Annotated in this window: 19 protein-coding genes and 5 pseudogenes; 10 read left to right on the forward strand and 14 right to left on the reverse strand. The window is 68.7% G+C overall.

All coding sequences use genetic code 11. From position 1 onward, the window contains the following. Window positions 1-684: 684 nt before the first annotated feature. Window positions 685-1,695, reverse strand: coding sequence for a quinone oxidoreductase family protein (locus ACZ4FH_RS19715; protein WP_467306177.1), 1,011 nt, complete (start codon window positions 1,693-1,695; stop codon window positions 685-687). A gap of 475 nt (window positions 1,696-2,170) precedes the next feature. Further along, complete coding sequence (locus ACZ4FH_RS19720; RefSeq protein ID WP_467306178.1) at window positions 2,171-2,872, reverse strand: NAD(P)-dependent oxidoreductase; 702 nt, start codon at window positions 2,870-2,872, stop codon at window positions 2,171-2,173. 134 nt (window positions 2,873-3,006) lie between these two features. Here ACZ4FH_RS19720 and ACZ4FH_RS19725 point away from each other — a divergent pair, with 134 nt between their 5' ends. Both ACZ4FH_RS19725 and ACZ4FH_RS19730 read left to right on the forward strand, forming a co-directional pair. Continuing rightward, the gene (locus ACZ4FH_RS19725; protein WP_467306179.1) at window positions 3,007-3,726 is read left to right on the forward strand and encodes a TetR/AcrR family transcriptional regulator; all 720 of its coding nucleotides are present in this window, start codon (window positions 3,007-3,009) and stop codon (window positions 3,724-3,726) included. 701 nt (window positions 3,727-4,427) lie between these two features. Next, complete coding sequence (locus tag ACZ4FH_RS19730) at window positions 4,428-4,937, forward strand: hypothetical protein (protein WP_467306181.1); 510 nt, start codon at window positions 4,428-4,430, stop codon at window positions 4,935-4,937. A 669-nt stretch (window positions 4,938-5,606) separates the two neighbouring features. Here the strand turns inward: ACZ4FH_RS19730 and ACZ4FH_RS19735 are convergent. Then, entirely contained in the window at window positions 5,607-6,371 is a 765-nt protein-coding gene (locus tag ACZ4FH_RS19735) for an SDR family oxidoreductase (RefSeq protein WP_467306183.1), read from the reverse strand. Between the two features lie 127 nt (window positions 6,372-6,498). Here ACZ4FH_RS19735 and ACZ4FH_RS19740 point away from each other — a divergent pair, with 127 nt between their 5' ends. Beyond that, window positions 6,499-6,837 (forward strand): winged helix-turn-helix transcriptional regulator, encoded by a 339-nt coding sequence (locus ACZ4FH_RS19740; RefSeq protein WP_467306184.1) that lies wholly within the window; start codon window positions 6,499-6,501, stop codon window positions 6,835-6,837. 117 nt (window positions 6,838-6,954) lie between these two features. Here ACZ4FH_RS19740 and ACZ4FH_RS19745 read toward each other — a convergent pair. Together ACZ4FH_RS19745 and ACZ4FH_RS19750 are read right to left on the reverse strand one after the other, a co-directional pair. After that, window positions 6,955-7,182, reverse strand: a pseudogene (locus tag ACZ4FH_RS19745) (helicase associated domain-containing protein); the annotation flags it as partial. A 307-nt stretch (window positions 7,183-7,489) separates the two neighbouring features. Then, a pseudogene (locus tag ACZ4FH_RS19750) lies at window positions 7,490-7,786 on the reverse strand (transposase); the annotation flags it as partial. Between the two features lie 404 nt (window positions 7,787-8,190). Between ACZ4FH_RS19750 and ACZ4FH_RS19755 the strand changes: the two are divergent. Then, entirely contained in the window at window positions 8,191-8,715 is a 525-nt protein-coding gene (locus tag ACZ4FH_RS19755) for a hypothetical protein (protein WP_467306186.1), read from the forward strand. Between the two features lie 55 nt (window positions 8,716-8,770). Here the strand turns inward: ACZ4FH_RS19755 and ACZ4FH_RS19760 are convergent. After that, window positions 8,771-8,905, reverse strand: a pseudogene (locus tag ACZ4FH_RS19760) (hypothetical protein); the annotation flags it as partial. Window positions 8,906-9,435: 530 nt separating this feature from the next. Between ACZ4FH_RS19760 and ACZ4FH_RS19765 the strand changes: the two are divergent. After that, window positions 9,436-9,840 (forward strand): hypothetical protein, encoded by a 405-nt coding sequence (locus tag ACZ4FH_RS19765; RefSeq protein ID WP_467306187.1) that lies wholly within the window; start codon window positions 9,436-9,438, stop codon window positions 9,838-9,840. A gap of 92 nt (window positions 9,841-9,932) precedes the next feature. Here the strand turns inward: ACZ4FH_RS19765 and ACZ4FH_RS19770 are convergent, their stop codons facing one another. Next, on the reverse strand, window positions 9,933-10,502 hold the full coding sequence (locus ACZ4FH_RS19770; RefSeq protein WP_467306188.1) for a suppressor of fused domain protein: 570 nt from the start codon (window positions 10,500-10,502) through the stop codon (window positions 9,933-9,935). A gap of 182 nt (window positions 10,503-10,684) precedes the next feature. Between ACZ4FH_RS19770 and ACZ4FH_RS19775 the strand changes: the two are divergent. Then, window positions 10,685-11,002, forward strand: a pseudogene (locus ACZ4FH_RS19775) (DUF2750 domain-containing protein); the annotation flags it as partial. A 22-nt stretch (window positions 11,003-11,024) separates the two neighbouring features. Here ACZ4FH_RS19775 and ACZ4FH_RS19780 read toward each other — a convergent pair. The 3 genes from ACZ4FH_RS19780 to ACZ4FH_RS19790 all read right to left on the reverse strand — a co-directional run bounded on the left by ACZ4FH_RS19780 (window position 11,025) and on the right by ACZ4FH_RS19790 (window position 13,298). After that, window positions 11,025-11,510: a hypothetical protein gene (locus ACZ4FH_RS19780; RefSeq protein ID WP_467306189.1), complete on the reverse strand. Its 486-nt coding sequence runs from the start codon at window positions 11,508-11,510 to the stop codon at window positions 11,025-11,027. 60 nt (window positions 11,511-11,570) lie between these two features. Then, window positions 11,571-12,431 (reverse strand): IS5 family transposase, encoded by an 861-nt coding sequence (locus tag ACZ4FH_RS19785; RefSeq protein WP_467306191.1) that lies wholly within the window; start codon window positions 12,429-12,431, stop codon window positions 11,571-11,573. A 37-nt stretch (window positions 12,432-12,468) separates the two neighbouring features. Continuing rightward, a protein-coding gene (locus ACZ4FH_RS19790) for an IS5 family transposase (protein ID WP_467306193.1) occupies window positions 12,469-13,298 on the reverse strand; the annotation gives its coding sequence in 2 pieces (ribosomal slippage) (window positions 12,469-12,956 and window positions 12,956-13,298; 831 coding nt in all). A 128-nt stretch (window positions 13,299-13,426) separates the two neighbouring features. On the opposite strand from ACZ4FH_RS19790, the gene ACZ4FH_RS19795 reads away from it, so the two are divergent. Then, window positions 13,427-14,353, forward strand: a complete 927-nt coding sequence (locus tag ACZ4FH_RS19795) for an IS5 family transposase (RefSeq protein WP_467306194.1) — start codon at window positions 13,427-13,429, stop codon at window positions 14,351-14,353. A gap of 248 nt (window positions 14,354-14,601) precedes the next feature. Further along, on the forward strand, window positions 14,602-14,895 hold the full coding sequence (locus ACZ4FH_RS19800; protein ID WP_467306196.1) for a hypothetical protein: 294 nt from the start codon (window positions 14,602-14,604) through the stop codon (window positions 14,893-14,895). 14 nt (window positions 14,896-14,909) lie between these two features. Here the strand turns inward: ACZ4FH_RS19800 and ACZ4FH_RS19805 are convergent. Beyond that, window positions 14,910-15,790 (reverse strand): IS5 family transposase gene (locus tag ACZ4FH_RS19805; RefSeq protein WP_467306224.1). Its coding sequence is split into 2 segments (ribosomal slippage): window positions 14,910-15,430 and window positions 15,430-15,790, totalling 882 coding nucleotides; the frame shifts between segments, so codons are not numbered across the junction. Window positions 15,791-16,197: 407 nt separating this feature from the next. On the opposite strand from ACZ4FH_RS19805, the gene ACZ4FH_RS19810 reads away from it, so the two are divergent. Beyond that, window positions 16,198-16,740, forward strand: a complete 543-nt coding sequence (locus ACZ4FH_RS19810; RefSeq protein ID WP_467306198.1) for a hypothetical protein — start codon at window positions 16,198-16,200, stop codon at window positions 16,738-16,740. Window positions 16,741-16,904: 164 nt separating this feature from the next. Here the strand turns inward: ACZ4FH_RS19810 and ACZ4FH_RS19815 are convergent. From ACZ4FH_RS19815 to ACZ4FH_RS19825, 3 genes and pseudogenes are all read right to left on the reverse strand, one after another. Then, window positions 16,905-17,134: pseudogene (locus ACZ4FH_RS19815) on the reverse strand (hypothetical protein). A 357-nt stretch (window positions 17,135-17,491) separates the two neighbouring features. Continuing rightward, complete coding sequence (locus ACZ4FH_RS19820; RefSeq protein WP_467306199.1) at window positions 17,492-18,205, reverse strand: DUF5995 family protein; 714 nt, start codon at window positions 18,203-18,205, stop codon at window positions 17,492-17,494. Window positions 18,206-19,558: 1,353 nt separating this feature from the next. Further along, window positions 19,559-21,061, reverse strand: a complete 1,503-nt coding sequence (locus tag ACZ4FH_RS19825; RefSeq protein WP_467306200.1) for an MFS transporter — start codon at window positions 21,059-21,061, stop codon at window positions 19,559-19,561. Between the two features lie 35 nt (window positions 21,062-21,096). Between ACZ4FH_RS19825 and ACZ4FH_RS19830 the strand changes: the two genes are divergently transcribed. Further along, window positions 21,097-21,564 carry an RrF2 family transcriptional regulator gene (locus ACZ4FH_RS19830; RefSeq protein ID WP_467306201.1) on the forward strand — a complete coding sequence of 156 codons (468 nt, stop codon included), beginning with the start codon at window positions 21,097-21,099 and terminating at the stop codon, window positions 21,562-21,564. Window positions 21,565-21,846: the final 282 nt, after the last annotated feature.

Consider the following 21,846-nt stretch of genomic DNA (forward strand, 5'->3'; position numbering starts at 1 on the left):
TCCAGAATGACGGACGGCCGCGCGAAGGGTCTGCGGCGTAGGTTCGGAGAGTGACGACTGCCGCACCGCCAGAGGCATGTCTGCAGGCGTTCCACGCCGAGTACCCGGCAGTGACCGCAGAGGCGTTCGGCCGTGCCCATCATCCAGGCGGCGGGTCAAGCTAATGAGATCTTATGTGATCAGGTAGTTGGAAGCATGCGCGTGCTGGACCTTGGCAGCGGTGATGGCCTACTGCTTGAGTTGCCGGCTCGCAGGGTCGGGAGACAACTTGCGGGAGTGTCCCTGTCCTCGCACTCTCTGGCGCTTGAACGACGTCGACCGGCGCGGGCGGCCGTCGGGGGAGGTCCGGTTGAGGCCGGTGGGCTTGGCCATGGCGGCGTTGGGGCTGACCTGGAGTGTCACCTCGCCCACGTTCTGCGCGGCCGCCCCCATCAGCCTGGTCCACACACACCACCCCTGCCACGCCACCTACCCCACCCGCAAGATGAAACCGGCCCTGGCGACTCCTCACCTACCAGGACTGGTTCACCCCCGGCAGGCGAATCCCCACAACGACGTCCCTGCCGGCGCGGGCGCATCATCTTCATGGGTGAATCCGGTGTTCTGCCCGCGTACGGCAACCGTTGCCCTGCCATCCGCGTACGGACGTCTCGGTCCTCACGCTCCCGACCTGGTCACCCGCGATCAGCTCTGTGTCTCCTCGCGGCTTGCGGAAGCGGCCGCGGCGGGTATGACGAGGAGCTTGCCGGTGGTGCGCCGAGCCTCCAGATCGCTGTGGGCTCGGGCGGTCTCGGACAATGCGTAGCGGCCGGTTACGGTGACCTCAAGTGCCTTGGAGCGTACCCACTCGAACACGTCGGCGGCCCGTTGGAGCAGTTCGGACCGATCGGTGATGAAGTCCCCGAGGCTGGGCCGGATCAGGGTCAGCGAACCGCCGTGGGCGAGCCGGATCGGATCGAACGGCGGCACGGCACCGCTTGCCGCGCCGAAGAGTACGAGATGGCCGCGGGGGCGCAGGCTGGCGAGGCTCGCGTCGAAGGTGTGCGCGCCGACGCCGTCGAAGACGACCGGCAGTCCCTGACCGCCGTTGGCCCGCCTCACCTCGGCTGCGAGATCGTCGACTGCGGAGGAAAGGATCACCTCCGCAGCCCCGGCACGCTTTGCCAGCTCGGCCTTCGCCGTGGTCGACGTCGTGCCGATCACCCTGCCGCCGAGATCGGTGATGAGCTGGGTCAGAAGCAGCCCCATGCCACCGGCGGCCGCGTGCACGAGCACCGTGTCGCCGGCCCGGACCGGGTAGGCGTCCTTGATGAGGTAGTGCGCGGTCATGCCTTGGAGGAGCACGGCGGCGGCGGTCTCGAAGTCGATGTCGTCGGGCAGCGGTACCAGCCGGGAGGAGTCCACGACGGCCCGCTCGGCATACGTCCCGGGGATCTCCACCCAGCCGACCCGGTCCCCGACCGCTACGTCAGCGACGCCGGGCCCCACTTCGACGACGGTTCCGGCGCCCTCGGAGCCCGGGGTGAAGGGCAGCGGCAGGCTGTACCGGCCCTCACGGTGATACACGTCGAGGAAGTTGACCCCGGATGCGGCCACTTCCACGACCGCCTCGCCCGGCCCCGGCCGCGGCTGGTCCACCTCGGCCTCCCGCAGCACTTCGGGACCGCCCACTTCGTACACCTGAATCGCTCGCATGACCCCTCCGATATCGGCTCGTCTCCCACCAACCCCGCTGATGGCGATCCGATTCCCGGCAGGGAGACCAGCTTGTTGCCCCGCGAGAGCGGAGACGCCTGCTTCGCGCCCGGGGCTGGGTCAGGCGGCCGAAAGGAGATCAAGTGGATTGAGGCGGAGCCGTTCACCGCCCTGCTCAACCCAGCGGAGTAGAACGACTGACCGACCAGTCGCGGGCGAGCGAGTCGGACAGCCCGACTCAACTCCCTCCAGGTCCTCGGTGTCCGCACCGCTCCGTCCTCGGTAGACGTCGAGTCGCCGCCTGACGGTTGTCTGCGCCAGTTCGACCAGCACAGCAGCATGTGTGGGGGAGGTGTTCGGCAGGGAGCCGGGCAAGCGGCGATGCGTGTCCGTCTTCGGACCGGATCGGGTCGTTGGAGGCGGCCCGATCCGGCCTGCGGGCGCCGGTAGGAGGGACGCCGAGTCAGTAGCAGACTCAGTAGCCGACGGTGAACCGGCGCTGGACGAAGCGAGGCAGCTCTGCCTCGTCCACCAGGGCGATCGCGGCGTCCTCCGCCGAGATCCGGCTCAGGCCGTCGGCGTTCAGCACGGGCTGGTCACCGCCGATGCGGAAGCGGCCGGTGCGCTCGCCGGGGGCGATCTGCTCGGCGGGGCTGAAGTAGGTCCAGAGCCGGTTCGAGGCGCGCAGGACGTTCAGCGCCTCTCGGTGGCCGCGTACGGCGGCGGCGTACTGGCGGGGCAGGCCGAGTTCGTCGAGCGACGCGTGGATGAGCTCCTCGTGGTCGGCGCGGACGACGCCCGGCTCGATCTCCAGACTGCCGGCGCCACCGATGACGATCAGCCGGGTGCGGGGATGGCTCTCCAGAGCCTTGATCAGGGCCCGAGCAGCAGCCGCATAGACGGTCGGGTCCGCGATCGAGCGCTGGACGGTGTCGGCGAAGTCCTTCGCCGCGTTCCCCGGCTGGAAGCCACTGATCAGGACGTCCAGGCCGGGCAGGGCGGCGGCGATGCTCGCGGCGTCCAGAACGTCGACGCTCGCCCAGCTGAGGTTCTCCCGCCGGTCGGTGATCGTGGAGGCGTCCCGGCTGAACGCCGTGACGTGGTGTCCGCGTTGGAGGGCCTCAGTGACGACCCGGCTGCCGATGGTGCCGGTGGCTCCGATGACGCCGATGTGCATGGTTCTCCCCTTGGTTCATGCCGTAGTCATGCCGGATGGACGGCATGAGGCCACATAACCGCACGCCGTGCGAAAACTATATGGTGTGAAGTCTTTGTGCGGCAATCGGTTCAGTGACGCTGTAGAGTGAGTGCGTGGCAGGCACCCGAAGCACCGGACGACGTGAGCGACTGCGCGCCGAGACGACCACCGAGATCAAGCGCACAGCACTGGAGTTGATGGGCTCGGGCGGCCCCGACGCGATCACCCTGCGGGCGATCGCCCGCGAGATGGGTATGACCCCCAACGCCATCTACAGCTACTTCGCCACCCGCGACGACCTGGTCACCGCCCTCATCGCGGACGTCTATACCGCGCTCGCCGACGCCGTCGACGCCGCCTGGGCAGCCTCCGCGCAAGCCGCCCCGGCCGAGCGGATACGGTCCTGGGCGCACGCCTTCCGCAACTGGGCGCTGGCCAACCCCGAGGGCTTCCGGCTGATCTACGGCGACCCCGTCCCCGGCTACCGCGCCCCAGCCGGCGGCGCCGCGCCGGACGCCGCCCGGCGCGTCTGCATCGGCATCGCCGCGCTGGCCGACACGGCCTGGGGCTGCGCCGAACAGGCTAACGGGGAGGGCGACTTCGGCTGGGACGACTTCGACCCCGGCCTGCTCGACAAGGTCCGCCCGGCGTTCCCGGTGCTACCGCCGGCCGGAGTGGCCCTGGCGTTGCGGATCTGGGGGCACCTGCACGGCCTGGTCACGCTGGAGATCTATGGCCACCTGCGTGCCCAGACACTCTCACCGGACAAGCTCTTCCACGCCGAACTTACGCAGTTGGTCAGATCGTTGAATATCGACGCTACTCACATGTGACCTCGCGATTCCGTCCAGGAGCTGCTCGGTGTCGGACAGGCCGGCCCGGTGCAGGAACTCGGTGACGTCGTGGTCATCGTGGGCGAAGCGGGCGATCCGCCCCCGTACGGTGTCCCTGTGCTCGCCGGTCGGTGAATCACGATGGGCGAGTCCACGCAACCACCGTGCATGTTCCACCGTGCATGTCGATCCTGTCGCTTGCGATCCGGCAGGAGCCAGCAGCCGGCTCCCGTGCCCGCCCGCCCTTCGATCTGCGCGTCGCGAAGGTCGCCCGCGGATACGCGGCCGCCGAGCGCGCGAAGCCGGACGCCCTCGATTTTTGGTCCGGCAAGACATCGCCGCCAACGGCTGTCCGGGCCGCGGAGCGACACGGAGGGCCTGGGCCTGTCCGACTTCGACCTCGACTTCCTGCTCACCGTGGACAAGGAGGTCTGGCGCGAGGAGGCGGCCCTGGTCCCCGAGCACTTCAAGACCTTCGGCGACCACAGGCCCAAGGGGCTGTGGGGCGAGTGCCGGGCTCTGGTCCAGCGCCTGTGATGAGCACCCCGCACCCGCCCTGCGACGCGGCCCCCGGAGCCCGAGCGGGTCCGGGGCTGCGCCCGTTCGTAGTGCGGCCGTGATCCCTCCGAGCTGTCGGCGGGAGCATGCCACGCCTACCGTTGGAGCGGGCCGTACCGGGGGGTGCGGGAGGGGCGGGGGCCATGACCTACTCGATGTATCCCGGTGCACCGTTGTCTCCGCGGCCCCGGCCGGGGCTGCCCGTCTGGATGGTCGTCCTGATCGGGGGGATCGGCGTGCTGGTGGTGCTGACGCCGATCGCCGCCATCAGCCACGGCTTCTCCCAGATGGGCAGCGCCCATGAGAACACGCGCTCCCCGTCCGACGACGTGACCCTCTCCTCCTGCCGCCGCGACGCGACGACCGGTGCGCCCATGGCCCTGGTCCGGGTGGAGAACCGGAGCGCCGCGCCCGTCGGTTACGAGGTGCGTGTCGGATTCCGCGATTCTGCGGGCAGGGACGGGAGCCGGGGTGTGGCGGCCGGGACGAGCACTGTGGTCGTGGGGGAGGTGGCGGCCGGTGCCGTGGCGGACCGGGACGTCGCCGGCCCTGTTCCCGTGCGCGGCCGTCCGGTGTGCGTCGTCCTCGACGATGTGTTCCGGCCGTCGGAGCCAGCGGCCCACGGGCCCCCGTTCCGGTCCGTCGATCCCTGAGCGGACCGTCATCCGGCCGATGAACTTCGCGTGCTGGTCGCGGATCAACTTCGCGGTGCTGGTGATCTGCTTTCCGGCCACGGACGTCCTCGCCGAGTAAGGGTGTGACGGGGCGAGGCGGTCCGGCGGCTGCGAGGGTCGCTGCCCCAGGTGTCCAGCCGGACCGGGCCGTGGAATGCCACCTCGACACGGGGCCCGAGGGACGACGGAGCGGCACAACCACACCGCGCCGAACCGCGCCGACCACATCTCACCGGGCGTCGGCACCGAGGGCCGGCACCGTCGGCACAGCGATCGGCCGGCGTGTTGCTCGGCGGAATCGTGCTCCCGGCCTCCTGACCCGTGCTTTCGATGCTCACGCGGTGCCTCCCTGTTCTGTGTGTCGGGGTGGGGAAGGTATCGGCTGCCCAGGTCACGCCGAACGCGTCGAGTTACGCGCGCTGGGCGGTGCGGAGACAGCCCTGGCGGCCGCGGGTGTCGCTGATCCAGGTGCACAGCCCGGCCGGGCGCGGGGTGTCTCCTCGACGTGGGCCCAGGTCGCTGAACGAGGCGACCACGAGGGGCCTCGCTGAGCACGCGTGCTGACGGGGGCGCAGGGACGAAAGCGGACCGCTGCCAGGTGCGCCGCTCAATACTGTCCCCGAGGCCGTTCGTTCCGAGCGGCAGTGCCTAGCTGGCCGGGCCGCCGATGAGGACCGACCAGCCGCCGTCGATCCGCAGTGTCGTGCCCGTGGCCGCGCGGAGCGCAGGGTCGGCGGCGAGCGCCACCGCCGCGGCGACGTCTTCGGGTTCAAGTACCCGGCCCAGGACGGACTCGCGGGCGAGGACGGTGCCGCGATCGCCCGCCAGGATGTCCGCGGTGGCCGGTGTCCGGACCGCACCGGGCGCCACGACGAGAACGCTGATGCCGTCGCGCGCGCTCTCCGCGGCGACGTGGCGGGCGAAGGTGGCAAGAGCGGATTTCGCCGTGCCGTGCGCGAGCCGGCCTTCGCCGACGTAGTCCGCGGCGGTGCTGCCGATGTAGATGATCCGGCCCGCTCCCTGTGCCCGCATCGGCGTGAGGACGCGCTTGGTGACGTGGAATGCACCGGCCAGCTCGCCGGTGACCTTTGCCGCGAAGGCCGCCCACGACAGCTCGGCCAGTGAGTCGAATGGCGGTGGGGCGGTGTTGGCGTTGACGACGAGGTTGTCGATCCGCCCGTGGTCGGCGAGGACGGCGGTCACCAGACCGTCGACGGCAGACGGGTCGGTGATGTCGGCTCTGGCGCTCGATGCGCGCCCGCCGGCGGCCTCGATGCCGCGGACGACTTCGGCCGCGTCGGCGGCAGCAGTGCGGTAGTTGACGATCACGTGGTGCCCGTTCGTTGCGAGTTGCCGCGCGATGGCGGCTCCCAGGCCACGGGCTGCGCCGGTGACGAGTGTGGTCGGTGGCATGCTGCCTCCTTGGTTGTGACCAGGTCACTAACCTAGGGAGAGCGGCGGTGCGGCGGAATGCGCTTACCACGTGGTGCGGTGCTCACCCGGTGGTGAGCGTGCACCCCAGGAGCCTGGGAGAGAAGTGATGAGTGACGTGTTCCACAAGGACTGCCCGGCACGCGAGGTGCTGGGACACCTCGCCGGCCGGTGGACGATTCTGGTCCTCACGGCACTCCTGTCCGGACCGCTCCGCTATTACGAGCTCCGTACGGCAGTCGCGGGAATCAGTGACAAGAGCCTCGCAGCCACGCTCCGCTCACTCCAGCGGGACGGCCTGGTGCACCGCCAGGTCGGCACGGGACAGCCGCCGCCGGTGACGTACTCCGTCACCATGCTGGGCCACGGCGCGGCGGCGGCACTGGATCCGCTGTTGCAATGGATCCGCGCCAACGCGGTGGAGATCGCCGCACGCCGCGATGCGTGACCGGACGTATACAGAACGCGCCAGACGCCTGCCAACTTGGGGGAGCTGCGATTCCCATGAGGACCTGGAGGATCTCCGCCCCCGCAGCGATGTCACTTCCCATCCCGGCTTCCGCACTCACTGCCCCAGCCGGTCCGGGAGCCGTCGCTCGGCTGCCCAGGTCACGCCGAGCGCGGCGAGCTGCGCGCGCTGGGTGGTGCTGAGACGGTTGCGTCGGCTGCGGGTGTTGCTGATCCAGGTGCCCAGGCGGATCGGTCCGTGGGGCGTTGCCTCGATGTGGGTCCGGGGGCGGGCGACGGTGCGGCCTTCGCGTTCCGCGTACTGGGTGAGCGCGGTCAGTCCGCGCTCGAAGGAGTTCGTCTTCTCGGCGGTCGGCCCGGAGACGGTCCCGGCCGGAACAAGAACTCAGGGCGGGGCCCCGGGTCGGTCGGGCGGGGGTGGGCCGAGGTGTTTGAGGCGTTCGCGTTGTCCGGGGGGGGCCCCTATGTCTTTGGTCAAGGTGGTCGGGTGGCAGTGTGGCTGTCATGAGCGATGACGTGTCGGTTGGGGATTCGGCGGGCGAGGGCATGCGTCCGTGTGACTTCTGCGGTCATCCGGTCGTGATCGACTCGGTTGACGAGCGTGACTGCTCTGTGTGGGGCGAGGCTGAGGGTCAGGCTGCTGCGGCTGGTCGCGACTCGTAGAAGGTTCCGTCGCGGAGCATGGCGAAGAGGACGTCGGCTCGGCGTCTGGCAAGGCAGAGCAGGGCCTGGGTGTGGTGCTTCCCTTGGGCGATTTTTCTGTCGTAGTAGGTCCGGGAGGCCGGGTCGGCGAGGGAGGCGAACGCGGCGAGGAAGAAGGCCCGTTTGAGCTGCTTGTTCCCCCTGCGGGAGGACTGTTCGCCGCGGATCGAGGACCCGGAACTGCGGGTCGCGGGGGCGAGGCCGGCGTAGGCGGCGAGGTGGCCGGCACGGCGACGAGCGGGCAGTAGCTGGGGAGGCCGTCATGTCCTGCGGGTCCTCGCCGGGGCGCAGGAAGACGGGCACGATCAATCGGGCGGTCTTGCCCTCGCCGGGCTCCTGCCGCAGCCCCCGTCCGGTCTTGTGCGGGGCCCGGACGGGCCTTACGGATCTGGGAGCCCCATGACTCCGACGTTCACAGAGGCCGCCAGGATGCCGCCCCGCCCGCACCTGCCGGATCAACGAAACCGCACCGGCTTTGTAGGTGAGAACGGGGTTCTGACACAGATCTTGGGGAGTCGTTGCAGAGTGTCACCGGGGCAACAGCACGAGTCGGGTCAGCCCGCAGGGCGGCTTGCAGGGACAGTCGAAATTTCCGCGCACTCTCGCGAGCCGCCCGGGCATCGTATGAATCATGGCAGCGATAGATGACACATCCGAACCTGACAGTCCTGTCCGCAGCGCTTATCCGCCGCTGGTGGAGGCAGCGTGGCTGTATCAGGCGGATCAGGCGTGTCCGGAAGACCTGCCGATGGCCGCTGCTCAGGCACTCGCAATCGGAATGGACTCGCCGGCCTTGTGCGAGCTCGCCGGTCTGCCTCGTCATGCTGACCCCCGAGACATCCGTGACGCATTCGAGCAGGCTCTTCAAGAATTGGGGATCAATCTGCCCGATCACCACCTGGCCCGACGATACGCGCTGCGCAGGCTGGCCGCGCGATTCACCGCCGGGGAGGTGGATCTTGCTGAGTTGGCATCGGACGAGTGGTCGGAGGCGGAGGTCGAGACTGCTGAGGAGCAAGCATTCTTGGCACTGCTCCCGTCATGCGCGTGCTGTATCGAGTACACGTGGGGGCTCGACGAGGCGGCATGGGAAGCGCGACTGCGGATCGCCGCCTGTGCCTTGGTCTCACATCCCACTGTCGGGCCGCGCTTCTGACGACTGGGGTCAGAAGACGTTCCGACGCAACCTCTGGGGTCGCGGTCGCGGAGACTCACTGGAGCAGGATCATCTTGCGCAGCAGCGCGAACCCGGCTCGGCCGTAGAGCTGCCTCTTGATCTTCTTGATCCGGTTGACGGCGCCCTCGATGCTCCCGGAGCCGCAGTCGAGCGTGAGCCCGGCGGTCACGGGGCGAAGGTGGCAAGAGCGGATTTCGCGGGTCACAACTACCGCGCCCAGCACCGCACCGACCACATCCCGCCGTCCGGCACGGCACGGAGGCTGGCATTGCCGGCTGGCCACGTCGCCCGCGAACAAGCAATCGCCGAAGCTGCCCGCCGTCAGGCCGCCGCCCCGCCGGTTCCGTAGGACGGCCCCGGGCCTGAGCAGGGCCGTGGCTGGTTTCGCCGACGGGCCTGACCGTGTTCCTCGCCGTGCGGTCGGCGGCCGCCGGCACAGCGGGAACCGACTCGACCACGTCGGACACCTGTGAGCCTTCGCCTGCTTCGGTGGTCCCTCAGGCGCGGACTCCGGCGCCGCCGGGCAGGAGGGGACTGGCACATGCAGGAGCTGCGGCACCTGTTCAATGGGTTGCTCGGCCGGCTCCACCACTGCCTGCCGACCCGCACTCCCTTCGACGAGGCGGTGGCCTCTCCTCTCAGGACGGAACGTCATCCACCCAGGCCGTGCCGGACATCTGATCGACTAGGCTCCTGGCGGTGACCAGTGAATACCCGCCCGCAGACCGCTTCCTCGGCGAGTTCTGGGAACTGCAGCATGGAAGTTCAGAGGGCCCCTCCCTGATTGCTGCAGTGCGCAGTGAAGGCGACCCGTACGAGGAGGACCTCGTGCGATACCTGCGTGCCGGCAGCGTGATTGCTGCGACTGGATCAGCTGTTTACGACTTCCTCAGCCCGGACAAGCAGTTCATCGATGGTCTTCGGCTTCTCACCGATGGTGAGTGGTTCTGGCACACCGACCTCGCCCACTACGTCGAGCGCTACCACGTTTCCGTCGACGACCGATTCGTCGATCATGCACGCCACCGTGGGTGGACGCCTCCACAGCTGAGCGACGACCAACTCGTGCAGATCGCAGATACCTTCTTCCCGGATGAAGAATGAGATGCCAGTCGGCGCTACCTCACCGACGCCGAACTTGACGCCTAATCGCATGAGGTGTCTCCGCCCATGTGTCGGCGGCGTCCTTCCTCGGATCAGATGGCGGGGCGCCGGAGGACGTCGGTGGGCTCCCAGCTGCTCTTCCAAAAGGATTCAAGCCCGTGCTCGTTGATGAACTGTCGTTCGATCTCGTGGATGGGGTACATCCCTTGGATGGTGATCACGTCGTGGCTCTCGTGTCCCGGAATGCCGACGTCGATGCCCAGGTAGTCGTCTCGGTCGAGGACCAGCGGAGCGAACACGCAGAATGCCGTCATCTCTGACTCGGGCACGATGCGCTCACCGAAGTCGATGGTGCTGCCGTAGCTGAAGGGGCAGGTTCCACGGAGCTGCTCGGCGAGGTAGCCCACCGCGTGGGCCCAGATCACGTTCGTCGAGTTCACACTGAGACAGAGTTCCGGCGAGCCGTGCTGCCAAACCGGATGCTCTGCCAGCGACAAGCCGTAGGTGAGCGCCGTGAGAAGCCCGTCCGGGACGTTGTCGTAAACGATCTCCGCCACGCCGTGCAGCCCCTGCTTGGTCGATTCGACGGGGAAGAAGCGGGGCTCTCTTCCACCGGAACGTCGATCAAGATGTGCGAGGTACTTCTCCACGCGGCTGGTCATGTGCTCAGCCTGCACGATCGCTCACCGTTGCACGCCACCGGGCCAGCGTTAATAGCGTTCGGAACTGATCCATGGAAGTGAGCCAGGGGCTGTTCTCATGGACAAAGCCAAGCGACGAGCGCTCGACGCGCGCTTAGAACTCCTAACGAAATGGGTCTTGGGGAACGCTAGGCTCGGTGGCCATGAGTCAGAGCGGTTCGCAAGCGGCGGCATTCTTCCGAGACGTCCGTGAAAACAGAGTGGTCTGGCTTGTCCGGGATGATGACGGAAGCCCGACTCACCTCTCCGCGGACGGCACACGAAGTTTTCCCTTCTGGTCGACCTCGCCCCGGGCTCAGAGGGCGGCGAAGATCTGGGGTCGTGGGCTCCGCGTCGATTCCATGCCCTTGGACACCTGGTGTGATCTTGTACTGCCCGATGCTGCCCGGGACGGACTCGTGATCGGCGTCAACTGGAGTGGGCCGCGTCTGGTCGGCTGGAGCTTCACGCCCAGGGAAGTCCTCAACCGGCTAGCGCAGATAGCTAGGTCCTGTCTCCTTGACCGTCTACAAGCTGGGGCGTTTGCGGGGGGTTCATGGTGGTGCCGTCAGGATTTCGTCCGAAGGCGGCTTCTAGAACGTCGGGGAGGTCTTCCTCGGGGACCGTGGTACGCACGTCCGCCAGCATCTGGGGAAAGTCGTCATCGCCGATGACGCCCATGTGCTCCTGACGGAGTTGGTAGATGATCTCGACGAGCTCCGGTCTCAGCTGCATCCAGGCTCGGGAGGTACGGATCTCTTCATCGACCTGGTGCATAAACCAGCGCATGACCTCGTACGGGACGTCAGTGTGTCCTGCGTTCGGGGTGAAGCACACCGTTGGTTCCCGTGCCGGATCCTCGTCGGGGACGATTGCGGTCACGAGCGTCCGTTGCCCGGCCACGAGATCCAGTTCCAGATACCAGGCGTCATCGGGCACGGAGTACATCGCGGTGATCGCGTAGTCGCCGTCGGGGTGTCGAAGGGCCATTGCTGCATGCTGCCATGCTGGCCTGAGAAGGTCGTCTCCAAATTATGCGGCCCGACGCCCCTATGCCCGGGCCCAGATGAGGATGGCAGCGAGGTAGAGCGCTGCCCGGTAGGCGATGGCGAGCTTGTCCGTTCGCATGGCCAGGCCCCGCCACTGCTTGAGTCGGCTGATGCATCGCTCGACCGCGTTGCGCTGCTTGTACGCCTCGGCGTCGAAGGCGGGCGGCCGGCCACCTGAACGGCCTCGGCGCCGACGGTGGCCGGCCTGGTCGGACGGCTGGGGAATGACAGCGCGGATCCCGCGTTGGCGGAGATGCTTCCGGATCGCGCGTGACGAATACGCGCGGTCCGCCAGAACGGTGTCCGGTCGGGTTCTCGGTCTTCCCGGCCCGCTTCGCGGAACACGGATACCGGCCATGACAGCCTCGAAGGCTGGTGCGTCACCCGCCTGGCCCGCGGTAACACGGAGGGTCAAGGGGCGTGCATGGCTGTCGCTGGCGAGACGGACCTTCGTGCTTAGGCCGCCGCGGGAACGACCAAGCGCGTGATCGTCGGGCTCAGCTCGATCGGGCGCCCCTTTTTTTCTGGCTCCGGCGGAGTGCTGGTGGGCACGGCAGACGGTGGAGTCCACTGACACGGTCCAGCCGATGTCAGCAGCCTCGTCGGCCGCTGCCAGGAATGCGGAGAGGATCCGTTCCCAGGTGCCGTCCACAGCCCACCGGAGCAGCCGTTTGTGAGCGGTCTGGAATGAGCCGAGCTCGTTTGGCAGGTCCCGCCAAGGCGAGCCGGTGCGGTACTTCCACACGATGGCTTCCAGGGTGCGACGGTGATCGGCCCACCGTCGACCGCGGACCGGATCGGCAGGCATCAACGGCTTGATCCGGTCCCACATCGCATCAGTGATCACTAAGCGGACAGACATGTCCGATCAACCGACAAGCGGATCAAGGAGACACGCTCTAGCCCACGGCATCGGTCGCCAGAGCGCGCAGGCGGCGCCAGCAGATAAGTGCGCATCCGAGGGTGAGGAAGGCTTCGTGGATGTCGTTGCTGATCTCCCAGCGGCTCCGCAGCCGGCGGGACCAGTGCAGGTGGGCGAAGGCGCGTTCCACGACCCAGCGTTGGGTGCCCAGGCCGGAGTCGTGTTCCGTGCCGCGGCGGGCGATCAGCGGCTTCACGCCGAGGTCCCATACGAGACGGCGGTACTTGTCGTGGTCGTAGCCGCGGTCTGCCAGTACCACGTCCGGTCGGCGTCGGGGCCGGCCGCGTTTGCCCCACACAGACGGCACGGCCTGGAGGAGTGGGATCAGCTGGGTGACGTCGTTGCGGTTGCCGCCGGTCAGGATGGCGGCGAGCGGGATGCCGGTGGCGTCGGTGATCAGGTGGTGCTTGCTGCCCGTCCTGCCCCGGTCGACGGGGCTGCGTCCGGTCTTGGGTCCCCCTTTAACGCGCGGATATGGGAGCCGTCGGCGGCCGCCCGGGAGAAGTCCAGGGCGTTCGCGCTGCGGAGCTTGGCGAGGAGGGTCTCGTGCAGTCGCGGCCACACCTCGGCTTCGGACCACTCGGCCAGGCGGCGCCAGCAGGTCATGCCCGAGCCGAAACCGAGTTCCTGCGGCAGGTGTTCCCAGGCGACCCCGGTGTGCAGGACGAACAGGATGCCCTGGAACACGAGCCGGTCCGGATGCCGCTTGCGCCCAGGGTGCCGGGTCCGGCGCTCAACCTTGGGCAACAGCGGCTCGATCACCGCCCACAACTCGTCATCGACTACCCACGGCTTCGGCCGAGCCACCCCGCCCCCCCCCCCGGATCATCAGTCCCGGAACGATCCAACCACCTCGAAGATCATTTCGTTAGGAGTTCTTAGGGGCTGTCCGGCGGATCATGTGACTTTCCGACCGGTCGCTCGTTGGTTGGGTCATGGGTCGGGGGGATCTGACGAATCACGAGTGGTTGCTGCTGGAGCCTCATCTGCCTTTGCCGGGTGGTCGGGGCGGCCGGTGGAACGACCACCGGCCCGTGCTCAACGGGATCCTGTTCCGGGTCCGTACCGGTGTCCCGTGGCGTGACCTGCCCGAACACTACGGCTCCTGGAAGACCGTCTACGAGCGGCATCGCCGCTGGTCGGCGGACGGCACCTGGGACCGGCTCCTGCAGGCGGTCCAGGCCGACGCCGACCATGGTCGGCGTCGACTCGACGTCCTGCCGGGCCCACCAGCACGCGGCTGGCGCCCGCAAGACCAAACCACGGGTCCCGAAAAAAGGACGACGCCCCGGCACCACCGCCCCGACGAGGGACTCGGACGGTCCCGGGGCGGTCTGACCTCCAAAATCCACCTCGCCGGTGAAGGCGGCTGCCGCCCCATGGCTCTACTGATCACACCGGGTCAGTGGGGTGACGCCCCGCAGATGATCGAGGTCTTAGACCGGATCAGGGAGCCCCGCCCACTGGTCGGGCGGCCCCGGACCCGGCCCAATCACGTCAGCGGCGACAAGGCTTACAGCTCCCGCCGAATCGCCGCTACCTGCGAAGACGCCACATCAAGCACACGATCCCCGAGCCGAAGGACCAACGGGCCAACCGCCAGCGCAGAGGCAGCGCGGGCGGCAGACCTGCCAGCTTCGACCGCCAGCGCTACCGGCGGCGCAACGAGGTCGAGCGGACCATCAACCGGCTCAAGAACTCGCGCGCGGTCGCCGCCCGTTACGACAAGAGGGCCTACGTCTTCCACGGCACAGTCACGGTCGCAGCGATCCGACTCTGGCTTCGACCCTGAGCGGGCTCACTCTTTCCGAGTCGACGCCCGGGAAAACAGCAGCAGCCCAACAAACAAGACCACGGGATAGACACCCGCGCTCCACGGTTGCGGCACGATCTTCCCGGCCGCAACCGCCACGACTGCGAGCACAGCCCAGCGCACGATCAGCCATGGACGCTTGACCAGCGTCCTACCCACGAACACCCAACGGCTCCGGAAACTATCCCCCGCTGATCCCATGGCCAGACGATAGTCCTCGCGGGGAGCAACCATCCAAGATCCGCCGGTCAGTGCCTAGGTTCTGTCCGGCGGATCATGAGGCCATAGGGTCTGACCGTGATTAACCTCCAGGTCCGAGGCGAGAACGGCACGATCGAGGCCCGCGCGAAGCATGATGTGCTCTGGGGTCCTGAACTGGCTGGTCTTGATCAGTCAGTGTTTCCGATGCTGGGACACCTGCTCCCGTACGCGGACACCGTTTTCAACCACCGGCAGGTGTCCACCCTGCTGGAGGAGGTACCGCGGCTGCCTGCAGGCGTGCTGACTGATGAGTTCGTGCGCGAGTTGATCGAACTGGGGCAGGTGGTCCTGGACGGGCAGGGCCTGTACCTGTGGTTCCTAGGAGACTGAGACTGCAGGCCGGCTCAGCCTCGCAGCCATAGCCGGACAGCCGCGGTGGTGACGGTGCCGTGGAATACGTAGGCCCTCTTGTCGTAACGGGTGGCAACGGCCCGGGAGTTCTTGAGCCGGTTGATCGTCCGCTCGACTTCGTTGCGGCGTTTGTAGATCTCGCTGTCGAAGCCGGTAGGCCGACCGCCCCCACTGCCGCGGCGTTTGCGGTTGGCCCGCTGGCCCTTCGGTTCGGGGATTGTGTGCTTGATCTGGCGTCTTCGCAGGTAACGCCGGTTCCGACGTGAGCTGTATGCCTTGTCGCCGCCCAAATGGCCTGGCCGGGTGCGGGGGCGACCGCCCTGAGCGCGGGGGACACGGATCCGTTCGAGGACCTCGATCATCTGCGACGCGTCACCCCACTGGCCGGGTGTGACCAGGAAGGCCAAGGGTTTGCAGCCGCCTTCACCGGCGAGGTGAACCTTGCAGGTCAGGCCGCCCCGGGACCGTCCGAGTCCTTCGTCGGGGCGGTGGTGCCGAGGCGTCGTCCTTTTTTCGGGACGCGTGGCTTCTTCTTGCGAGCGCCGGCCGCGTGCTGATGGGCACGGCAGGACGTCGAGTCGACGCTGACCATGCTCCAGTCGATCCGCCCCGCGAGGTCGGCGTCGGCCTGGACCGCCTGCAGGAGCCGGTCCCACGTGCCGTCCGCCGACCAACGCCGGTGCCGTTCGTAGATGGTCTTCCAGCTGCCGAAACGCTCGGGAAGGTCCCGCCACGGTATGCCCGTCCTGACCCGGAACAAGATCCCGTTGATCACTCTGCGATGGTCGTTCCACCGGCCCCCACGCAGCCCTGATGCCGGCAAGTGCGGCTCCAGCCGGACCCACTCGACATTCGTCAGATCACCCCGCCCCATGCCACACACAACGAGCCAACAGTCCGACAGCCACATGATCCGCCGGACACGCCCTAGTCGAGCCGTTCCTGCCGGAGACGTGTCGGCGTGGGGGCACCTGACACGCCGACGGCGCCGCCCGCGAGGAAGCCGCCCGCTGCCAGGCCGCCGCGCCGCCGGAGCCGGAGGACGGCCCCGAGCTGGACCGTGGCCGGGCTGGTTCCGGCGGCGGGTCTGACCGCGTGTCCCGCTGTGCGGTCGGCAGCCGCCGGGCTGCGCAGCGGGACCGGTCACCGCGTTGCCGGGCGTGACCCTTTCGCGTGTTCGGTTTTCACCGAATGCCGGACTGGTGCATTGTCGGGTGAACGGTGCTCGTCGATACGCAGTAGGGGTGGGGCACGATGTGGCAGACCGCGGAGTTCGGAGCTGTGCACGAGGGACGTCCGGGCGCGGTGCTCGCCGACGGCACCGAGCCGCCGCCGGTGTACATCGACGCCGGCGGCGGCAGTTTCGTGCACAAGGTCACCGACTGGCCCGTCTACGACGGCACGCGCCCTGGCGCCCCGAAGGCATCCGCGCTGCGGGGGGTGTGCTCGTGCGGCTGGAGGAGCGAGACCCACCACTCCCTGGACTGGGAGGCGGTCGACCGGGAAGACCCCTACGCGTACGACACCACCGGCCCCGAGACGGACTGGGCCCAGCACATCGCCGACACTGAAGCCCGTGCGGTTCCGGTTCCTGAGGACCTCGCCACCCTCCTCGACCAGCTCGACCTGCGTCTGGCTCACCTGGCCGTGGACGCACCGCTGGCCGCCCTACGGATCGCGGCCCGCCTCGAACGTCTGATCGCCGAGACCGGCCAGCAGGCGGCAGCCCGAGCCCTGAACTCCAGGACACCGCTGGGGCCCGCCCTCGGACTGCCCGAGGACATCGCCCGCTCCCGCCTGCGCCGCTACACCCTGAGCCACTGACGCCGGTCCGAGAACCGCAGGCTGAGCTGGGCTGCCGGGTACCGGCCGGATCGAGCGGTAGGTCCTGGACGGCGGCGCCGGGACCTGGCGAGCGGCCGAGCACGGGCAGCACGAAGCCTGTGCGCGGGTGGTGTGGCCATTGGCCACCGCTATCGCCGGGGACGTCATGCCGCCTCGTACCGGTGCGCGCGGCCTCCCTGCCACTCGACCCACGAGGGACCGTCCAGGAGTTGCTCGGCGTCGGGCAGACCGGCCCGGCGCAGGAACTCGGTGACGTCGTGGTCCTCGTGGGCTAGGCCGGCGATCTGTCCGCGGTGACTCTGCGCCCGCCGGTCGCGGACGGGCGGTGGATCACGATGGGCGCGCTCGTGCATCCACCGTGCCTCTTCCGCACCGCCACACGCGATCCGGCCGCCCTGGGCGGAGCCCGCGTCCAGAGATCGCGTGCCCTGCCCAGCTCGCTATCCGTGCCCCCGCATGGGATTTCGCCCGTTGTAGCGGCGGCGCGGCCGTCCGGCGGGTCACCGTGTGTGGCGGTGCGCGAGAGCCAGGCTGAGATGGCTGCGTACTCCGGCGTGTGTCACACCGGTTCAACGGGAACGGCCCCCTTTCGCGTGGCCGGCCGCGGTGTCGGAGGCGGTGCTGTGGGGGAGGGATGGCGCGCCCTCCTCTTCCGAGTGAGGCAGCGGCCGAGCGGGCTGTACCCGGCTGTGCGGGCTGCGGCGGGCGGACGGGAGGGCCGTGTGCCGGACTAATGGGTGGGTGGGGGGACGACGGGCAGGAGGATGCCGTGGCTGGCGGCGCCGACGGTGGAGGCGAGGGCGGTTTCGTGGACGGTGTAGGCGAAGGGGTCCGGGCCGGTCTTCTCGTGCCAGAGTGCCTGGGCGTTCATCCAGGCGGCCTCGCGGGCCGTGGCGATGGTGAAGCCGGAGACGGCGTGCTTGAGGAGTTCGGCGTCGCGGGTGGCGAGCTTGATGATCTGGGTCTCGAACTCGGCGCGTACTTCGGCCTCGACGCTGGCGAGGAGGTCGTTGACCTTCTCGTAGTCGGAGTGGACCGGCGGGGTGTCGGGGGTGGTGCGGCGTTCCTGGCAGGTCTCGACGACGCTGAGGGGCAGGTCGTGGTTGATGTGGGCGTTCATCCCGGCGAGCGCGAACTGGATGGGCCAGATCGTACGGTTGCCGCGGGCGGCGAACAGGGGCTCCCACGCGGCGTCGACGGGCTCGTGGGCCGTGGCGGCGTCGACGTTGTGCAGGTAGAGGCCGGCGAAGAGGATGTCCATGCGTTCCAGGAACGCGGGGTCGGTGAAGGTTCCCTCGCTGATGTGTTCCTTCACCAGCTTGGTGACCTTCAGGTACATGTGGTTGAAGCAGGCCACCCCGTCGCGGGGGTCGAGCTCGGTTTCGATCTGCTCCATGCGTGCGATGACGTCGTCGATGGTGGTGGGCAGCTGCAAGGCCGTCACGATGTCCTCCTTGAAGGGACGCTGTTCACGAGAGAAGAAGGGCCGGCGACGCCTCGGTGAGGCCCGGGTCCGCCCCGGGGCGGTTCCCGAACCAGCGCACAGGCTTCCGACCGGGGTGCCGGCGGCCGCAATGAGCCGGGCGGGCGAACGAGCCGGCTCCGGCGCCGTCCCCTGCACCCCGCGGCTGTGACGGCAGTCCGGTTCCCGCGCGCCGGGCGCGCCCGCGCAGTGCCTTCCGTCCGGCCTGGGGGCGGGGGTTGTGGCTGGTTGGTGTCAGGGGAGCGCTGGCTCACGGCTTCGAGGTGGCGGGGGTTGTCGAGGTAGTTGGCGTAGGGGAGGCGCTTGTCGTGGGTCCTGGCCTTCGCGTGGCTGTCCCATGCCTGGGCGAGCGGGACGACATGGTCGATGTCGGTCGCGGTGGCGTCCTGGTCGTCCTACCAGCTGTGTCAGGTGCCCTCGGTCAGGGTGCACCGCCCAGTGACGGTGGGCGGAGACTGCTTCGGCGAGCAGGACTTCCTCGCGGGTGTTGCACCCGTCCCGGTCTGCGTCAATCCAGGTGAAGCTGAACACGCGGGCGCGGTCGTAGCCGGTGCGGCCCTCCACCGCGGCGCGCAGAGTACGGATCGCTTCGTGCAATGGCAGGGTGACCGCGGCCGCGCAGACATGACGGTGGGGCGTGTACGGGGCGCCTGCGGCGCCGGTGCCGGTAGCGGGGGAGCGCTGGGCCGGGGGCGGTGTGGCGGCGGCCGAGGGCTCTGGGCGAGGGACCGGCGCCCAGGAGTGCCGGCGTCCAGGCGGTCAGCGCGGTCGCAGACCGTGCTGACCGAGTCGTCGTACACATAGGGGGAGACCTCCCGTGGAACGGTGGAGGGTTGGCCCCCATCAGTACCGCAGACCCCGGTGCCACTCTCCCGCCTCGGGCGCGCGCAAACCCGTCGAAGGAGGGAGGCGGGGGCGTCAGCCGCTCCGTCGTACGTGCCGGTCGTGCGCCGGGGCAGGCATGTCCGGGCCACACTTCACCAACATGTTCACGTCTCGTGATTGTGGAGATGCTTTGACTGACAGGCTGGATCGGGATAGCGGAAAACCGCTCGGCCGGAACACCCGCAGGAACAGGATCGAGGTACCCGTTCTCTGCGAGCCCTTGTGAAAGATCATTTGGAGATGCTGCCGAACGAGCTGGTGCACGGGATGTAGTAGGCGTTGAGGGCTGTGGTGGGGCTTGGTGTTCACATCTGCCATACGAGGCAGGTCTGCAGTTTGCTGGTGGGGCAGCAGGCTTGCGACGGCTTGAACCATGTCGCTCATGTGCTCACGGTGGCCGAGGTGGCGGGCCAGTGCCCCGCCAGTACTTCAGGTGGGCGATGCCCAGCTCGTTGGTCCGGTTGGACCGGTTGGACCCGTTGGGCCTGGTCGGCCACGGTGGACGTTCTCGCCTCGGTGCGTTGTGGCTCCGTCCGCACCTCCTGCCCGGGGGGCCTGTGCATTCCGGCCTGTGCTCACCGCGACCGTGGCGAGGAGCAGCAGATCGAACGGCAGCGTCCAGGCCATCGCCCGCTCGTATCCGCTTGTCGTGGTGAGGGTGAGGAAGAGGGTCCCCAGCAGGGCGACGCCTGCGGAGGCGGCGAACTGCTGGGCTGCGGTGACGAGGCCGGAGGCCACGCCGGCCCGTGTGGGCGGCACGGCGGAGAGCGCGTACCCGATGAGGGTCGGCAGTACCAGTCCGTTCCCGAACCCGGTCAGGCAGACCGCGGCCACGACGACCGGCACGGTCGGCAGTCCGGGTGCGAGGAGACCGGTCATGGCTGTCGCCAGTCCGAGGCCGGTGACGAGGGTTCCGGTGCGGATCGCTCGTGTGCGGTTGCGCGCGACCCAGCCGCGCATGAGCAGCGAGCTGGTCACGAACGCGATCCCTGAGGGCACGAACACAAGTCCCGTGTGTAGGGGCGACAGGTGCTCGCCCTGCTGCAACAGGATCGTCAGGCGGAACATGAAGCTGGCGAAGTACAGCATGAACGCGATCGACGCCAAGGTTCCACGCCGCAGCGACTCCACCCTCATCAGTGCGGGATCGAGAAGGGGATCGCCCCCGTGGGCGGCCAGCCGGTGCTCCGCTCGCCACACCCACGACAACAGCCCGATCCCGGCGAGTGCGGGCAGCCACAGCCACGCCGGCCAGCCCCATTCCCGGCCGAGGACGCACGGAGTCAGTACCAGGGCCAGCGAGAGCCCGATGCCCGCAGCCGCGGCGCCGTCGAGGCGGGGCGCGTCCGCTCGGCGAATGTGAGGCATCAGGACTGCGGCGGCAGCGATGGTGATCACGGCGATGGGCAGGTTGATCAGGAAAATGGCCCGCCAGCCCAGCCCGGCGAGATCGGTGCCGACGAACCAGCCGCCGAGGATCTGCCCCGCGATCGAACCCGTGCCCGTGGCGGCCCCGTACCAGCCCATCGCCCAGCCGCGCCGTTCGGCGGGCAGCGACGTGCTGATCGTGGCCAGTACCTGCGGGATCATCACCGCTGCGGCGAAGCCTTGCAGCACACGGGCAGTCACGAGCCAGGCCGCGGTCGGTGCGAGTCCGCACAGCCCGGACGTGACGGCGAACAGTGCGAGGCCGGTCAGATAGACGCGCCGGTGTCCGTAGAGGTCGCCGAGTCGGCCGCCGGTGATCAGACCGCTGGCGTAGGCGAAGGCGTATCCGCCGACCAGAAGCTCCAGTTCGGCGTCCGTTGCTGCCAGCGACTCGTGGATCGCGGGGGCGGCGACGTTGACGACGAAGAAGTCGAACTGGCCCATGAACGCGGCCACCAGCACTACGGCGAGCAGCGGCCCGGACCTAGGTGTCATGGATGTCATGTGTCCACGATATCCAGGTCGGATAGCATGGCTGTATGCAGGTGTCACAAGGGGTTGAGTGGGCGATGCACATCTGCACCCTGCTCGCCGAAGCGCCCGAGGGCAGACCGGTTCCGCGGCGCACGCTCGCAGAGGCGTACGCGTTGCCCGAGCCCTATCTCGCGAAGTACCTGAAGCGCCTGGTCGCCGCAGGCGTCCTCGTCTCAACGAGCGGCCCCCGCGGTGGCTACCGGCTGGCGCAGCCCCCGGACCGGACTACCGGTCTTGCAGTGGTCGAGGCCGTGGAAGGGACGGCCCGCACGTTCACATGCCGTGAACTGCGTCGCCGCGGCACGATCGCGGCGACGCGCGAGGAATGCCGCGAGAAGTGCGCGGTGCACGCGTTGATGGACGCCGCCGACGCGGCCTGGCGGGCGCGCCTCGCCGAAACCACCCTTGCCGACATCCAGCGGCACCGCCCGGCCACCCTTTCCGCGCGTGCCGCCGACACGCTTGGATGGTGAACGGCCGGCGGACCAGGGGTAGGCGGTATCCGGTGGCCCATGCCCCGTTGTCATCATGAATGCGACGAGCGGGCAGGAGCTGATTCCCGACGGCTACGGTACGGACCACCGGGACGAGATCGTCGTGTGGGCGAACAGGTTCTAGGAGCGGCCGGGCGGCAAGCGATGGTCGCCGGAGAGGCCCGAAAGCGGTGTGTGGCGTATCCGGAAACCGGAACAGGGACACGGGCAAGTGCCAGTTTCTTCAGGCCGGGAGACCACCCGCGCCACGCCACCCACCGG

This window comes from Streptomyces sp. NPDC024555 (assembly GCF_055559335.1).

Coding starts and splice junctions, on each gene's coding strand:
- ACZ4FH_RS19715 (WP_467306177.1), bottom strand. CDS start 1,695: ATGCGAGCGATTCAGGTGTACGAAGTGGGCGGTCCCGAAGTGCTGCGG.
- ACZ4FH_RS19720 (WP_467306178.1), bottom strand. CDS start 2,872: ATGCACATCGGCGTCATCGGAGCCACCGGCACCATCGGCAGCCGGGTC.
- ACZ4FH_RS19730 (WP_467306181.1), top strand. CDS start 4,428: ATGACCTACTCGATGTATCCCGGTGCACCGTTGTCTCCGCGGCCCCGG.
- ACZ4FH_RS19735 (WP_467306183.1), bottom strand. CDS start 6,371: ATGCCACCGACCACACTCGTCACCGGCGCAGCCCGTGGCCTGGGAGCC.
- ACZ4FH_RS19740 (WP_467306184.1), top strand. CDS start 6,499: ATGAGTGACGTGTTCCACAAGGACTGCCCGGCACGCGAGGTGCTGGGA.
- ACZ4FH_RS19755 (WP_467306186.1), top strand. CDS start 8,191: ATGGCAGCGATAGATGACACATCCGAACCTGACAGTCCTGTCCGCAGC.
- ACZ4FH_RS19770 (WP_467306188.1), bottom strand. CDS start 10,502: ATGACCAGCCGCGTGGAGAAGTACCTCGCACATCTTGATCGACGTTCC.
- ACZ4FH_RS19780 (WP_467306189.1), bottom strand. CDS start 11,510: ATGGCCCTTCGACACCCCGACGGCGACTACGCGATCACCGCGATGTAC.
- ACZ4FH_RS19785 (WP_467306191.1), bottom strand. CDS start 12,431: ATGTCTGTCCGCTTAGTGATCACTGATGCGATGTGGGACCGGATCAAG.
- ACZ4FH_RS19795 (WP_467306194.1), top strand. CDS start 13,427: ATGGGTCGGGGGGATCTGACGAATCACGAGTGGTTGCTGCTGGAGCCT.
- ACZ4FH_RS19825 (WP_467306200.1), bottom strand. CDS start 21,061: ATGACATCCATGACACCTAGGTCCGGGCCGCTGCTCGCCGTAGTGCTG.
- ACZ4FH_RS19830 (WP_467306201.1), top strand. CDS start 21,097: ATGCAGGTGTCACAAGGGGTTGAGTGGGCGATGCACATCTGCACCCTG.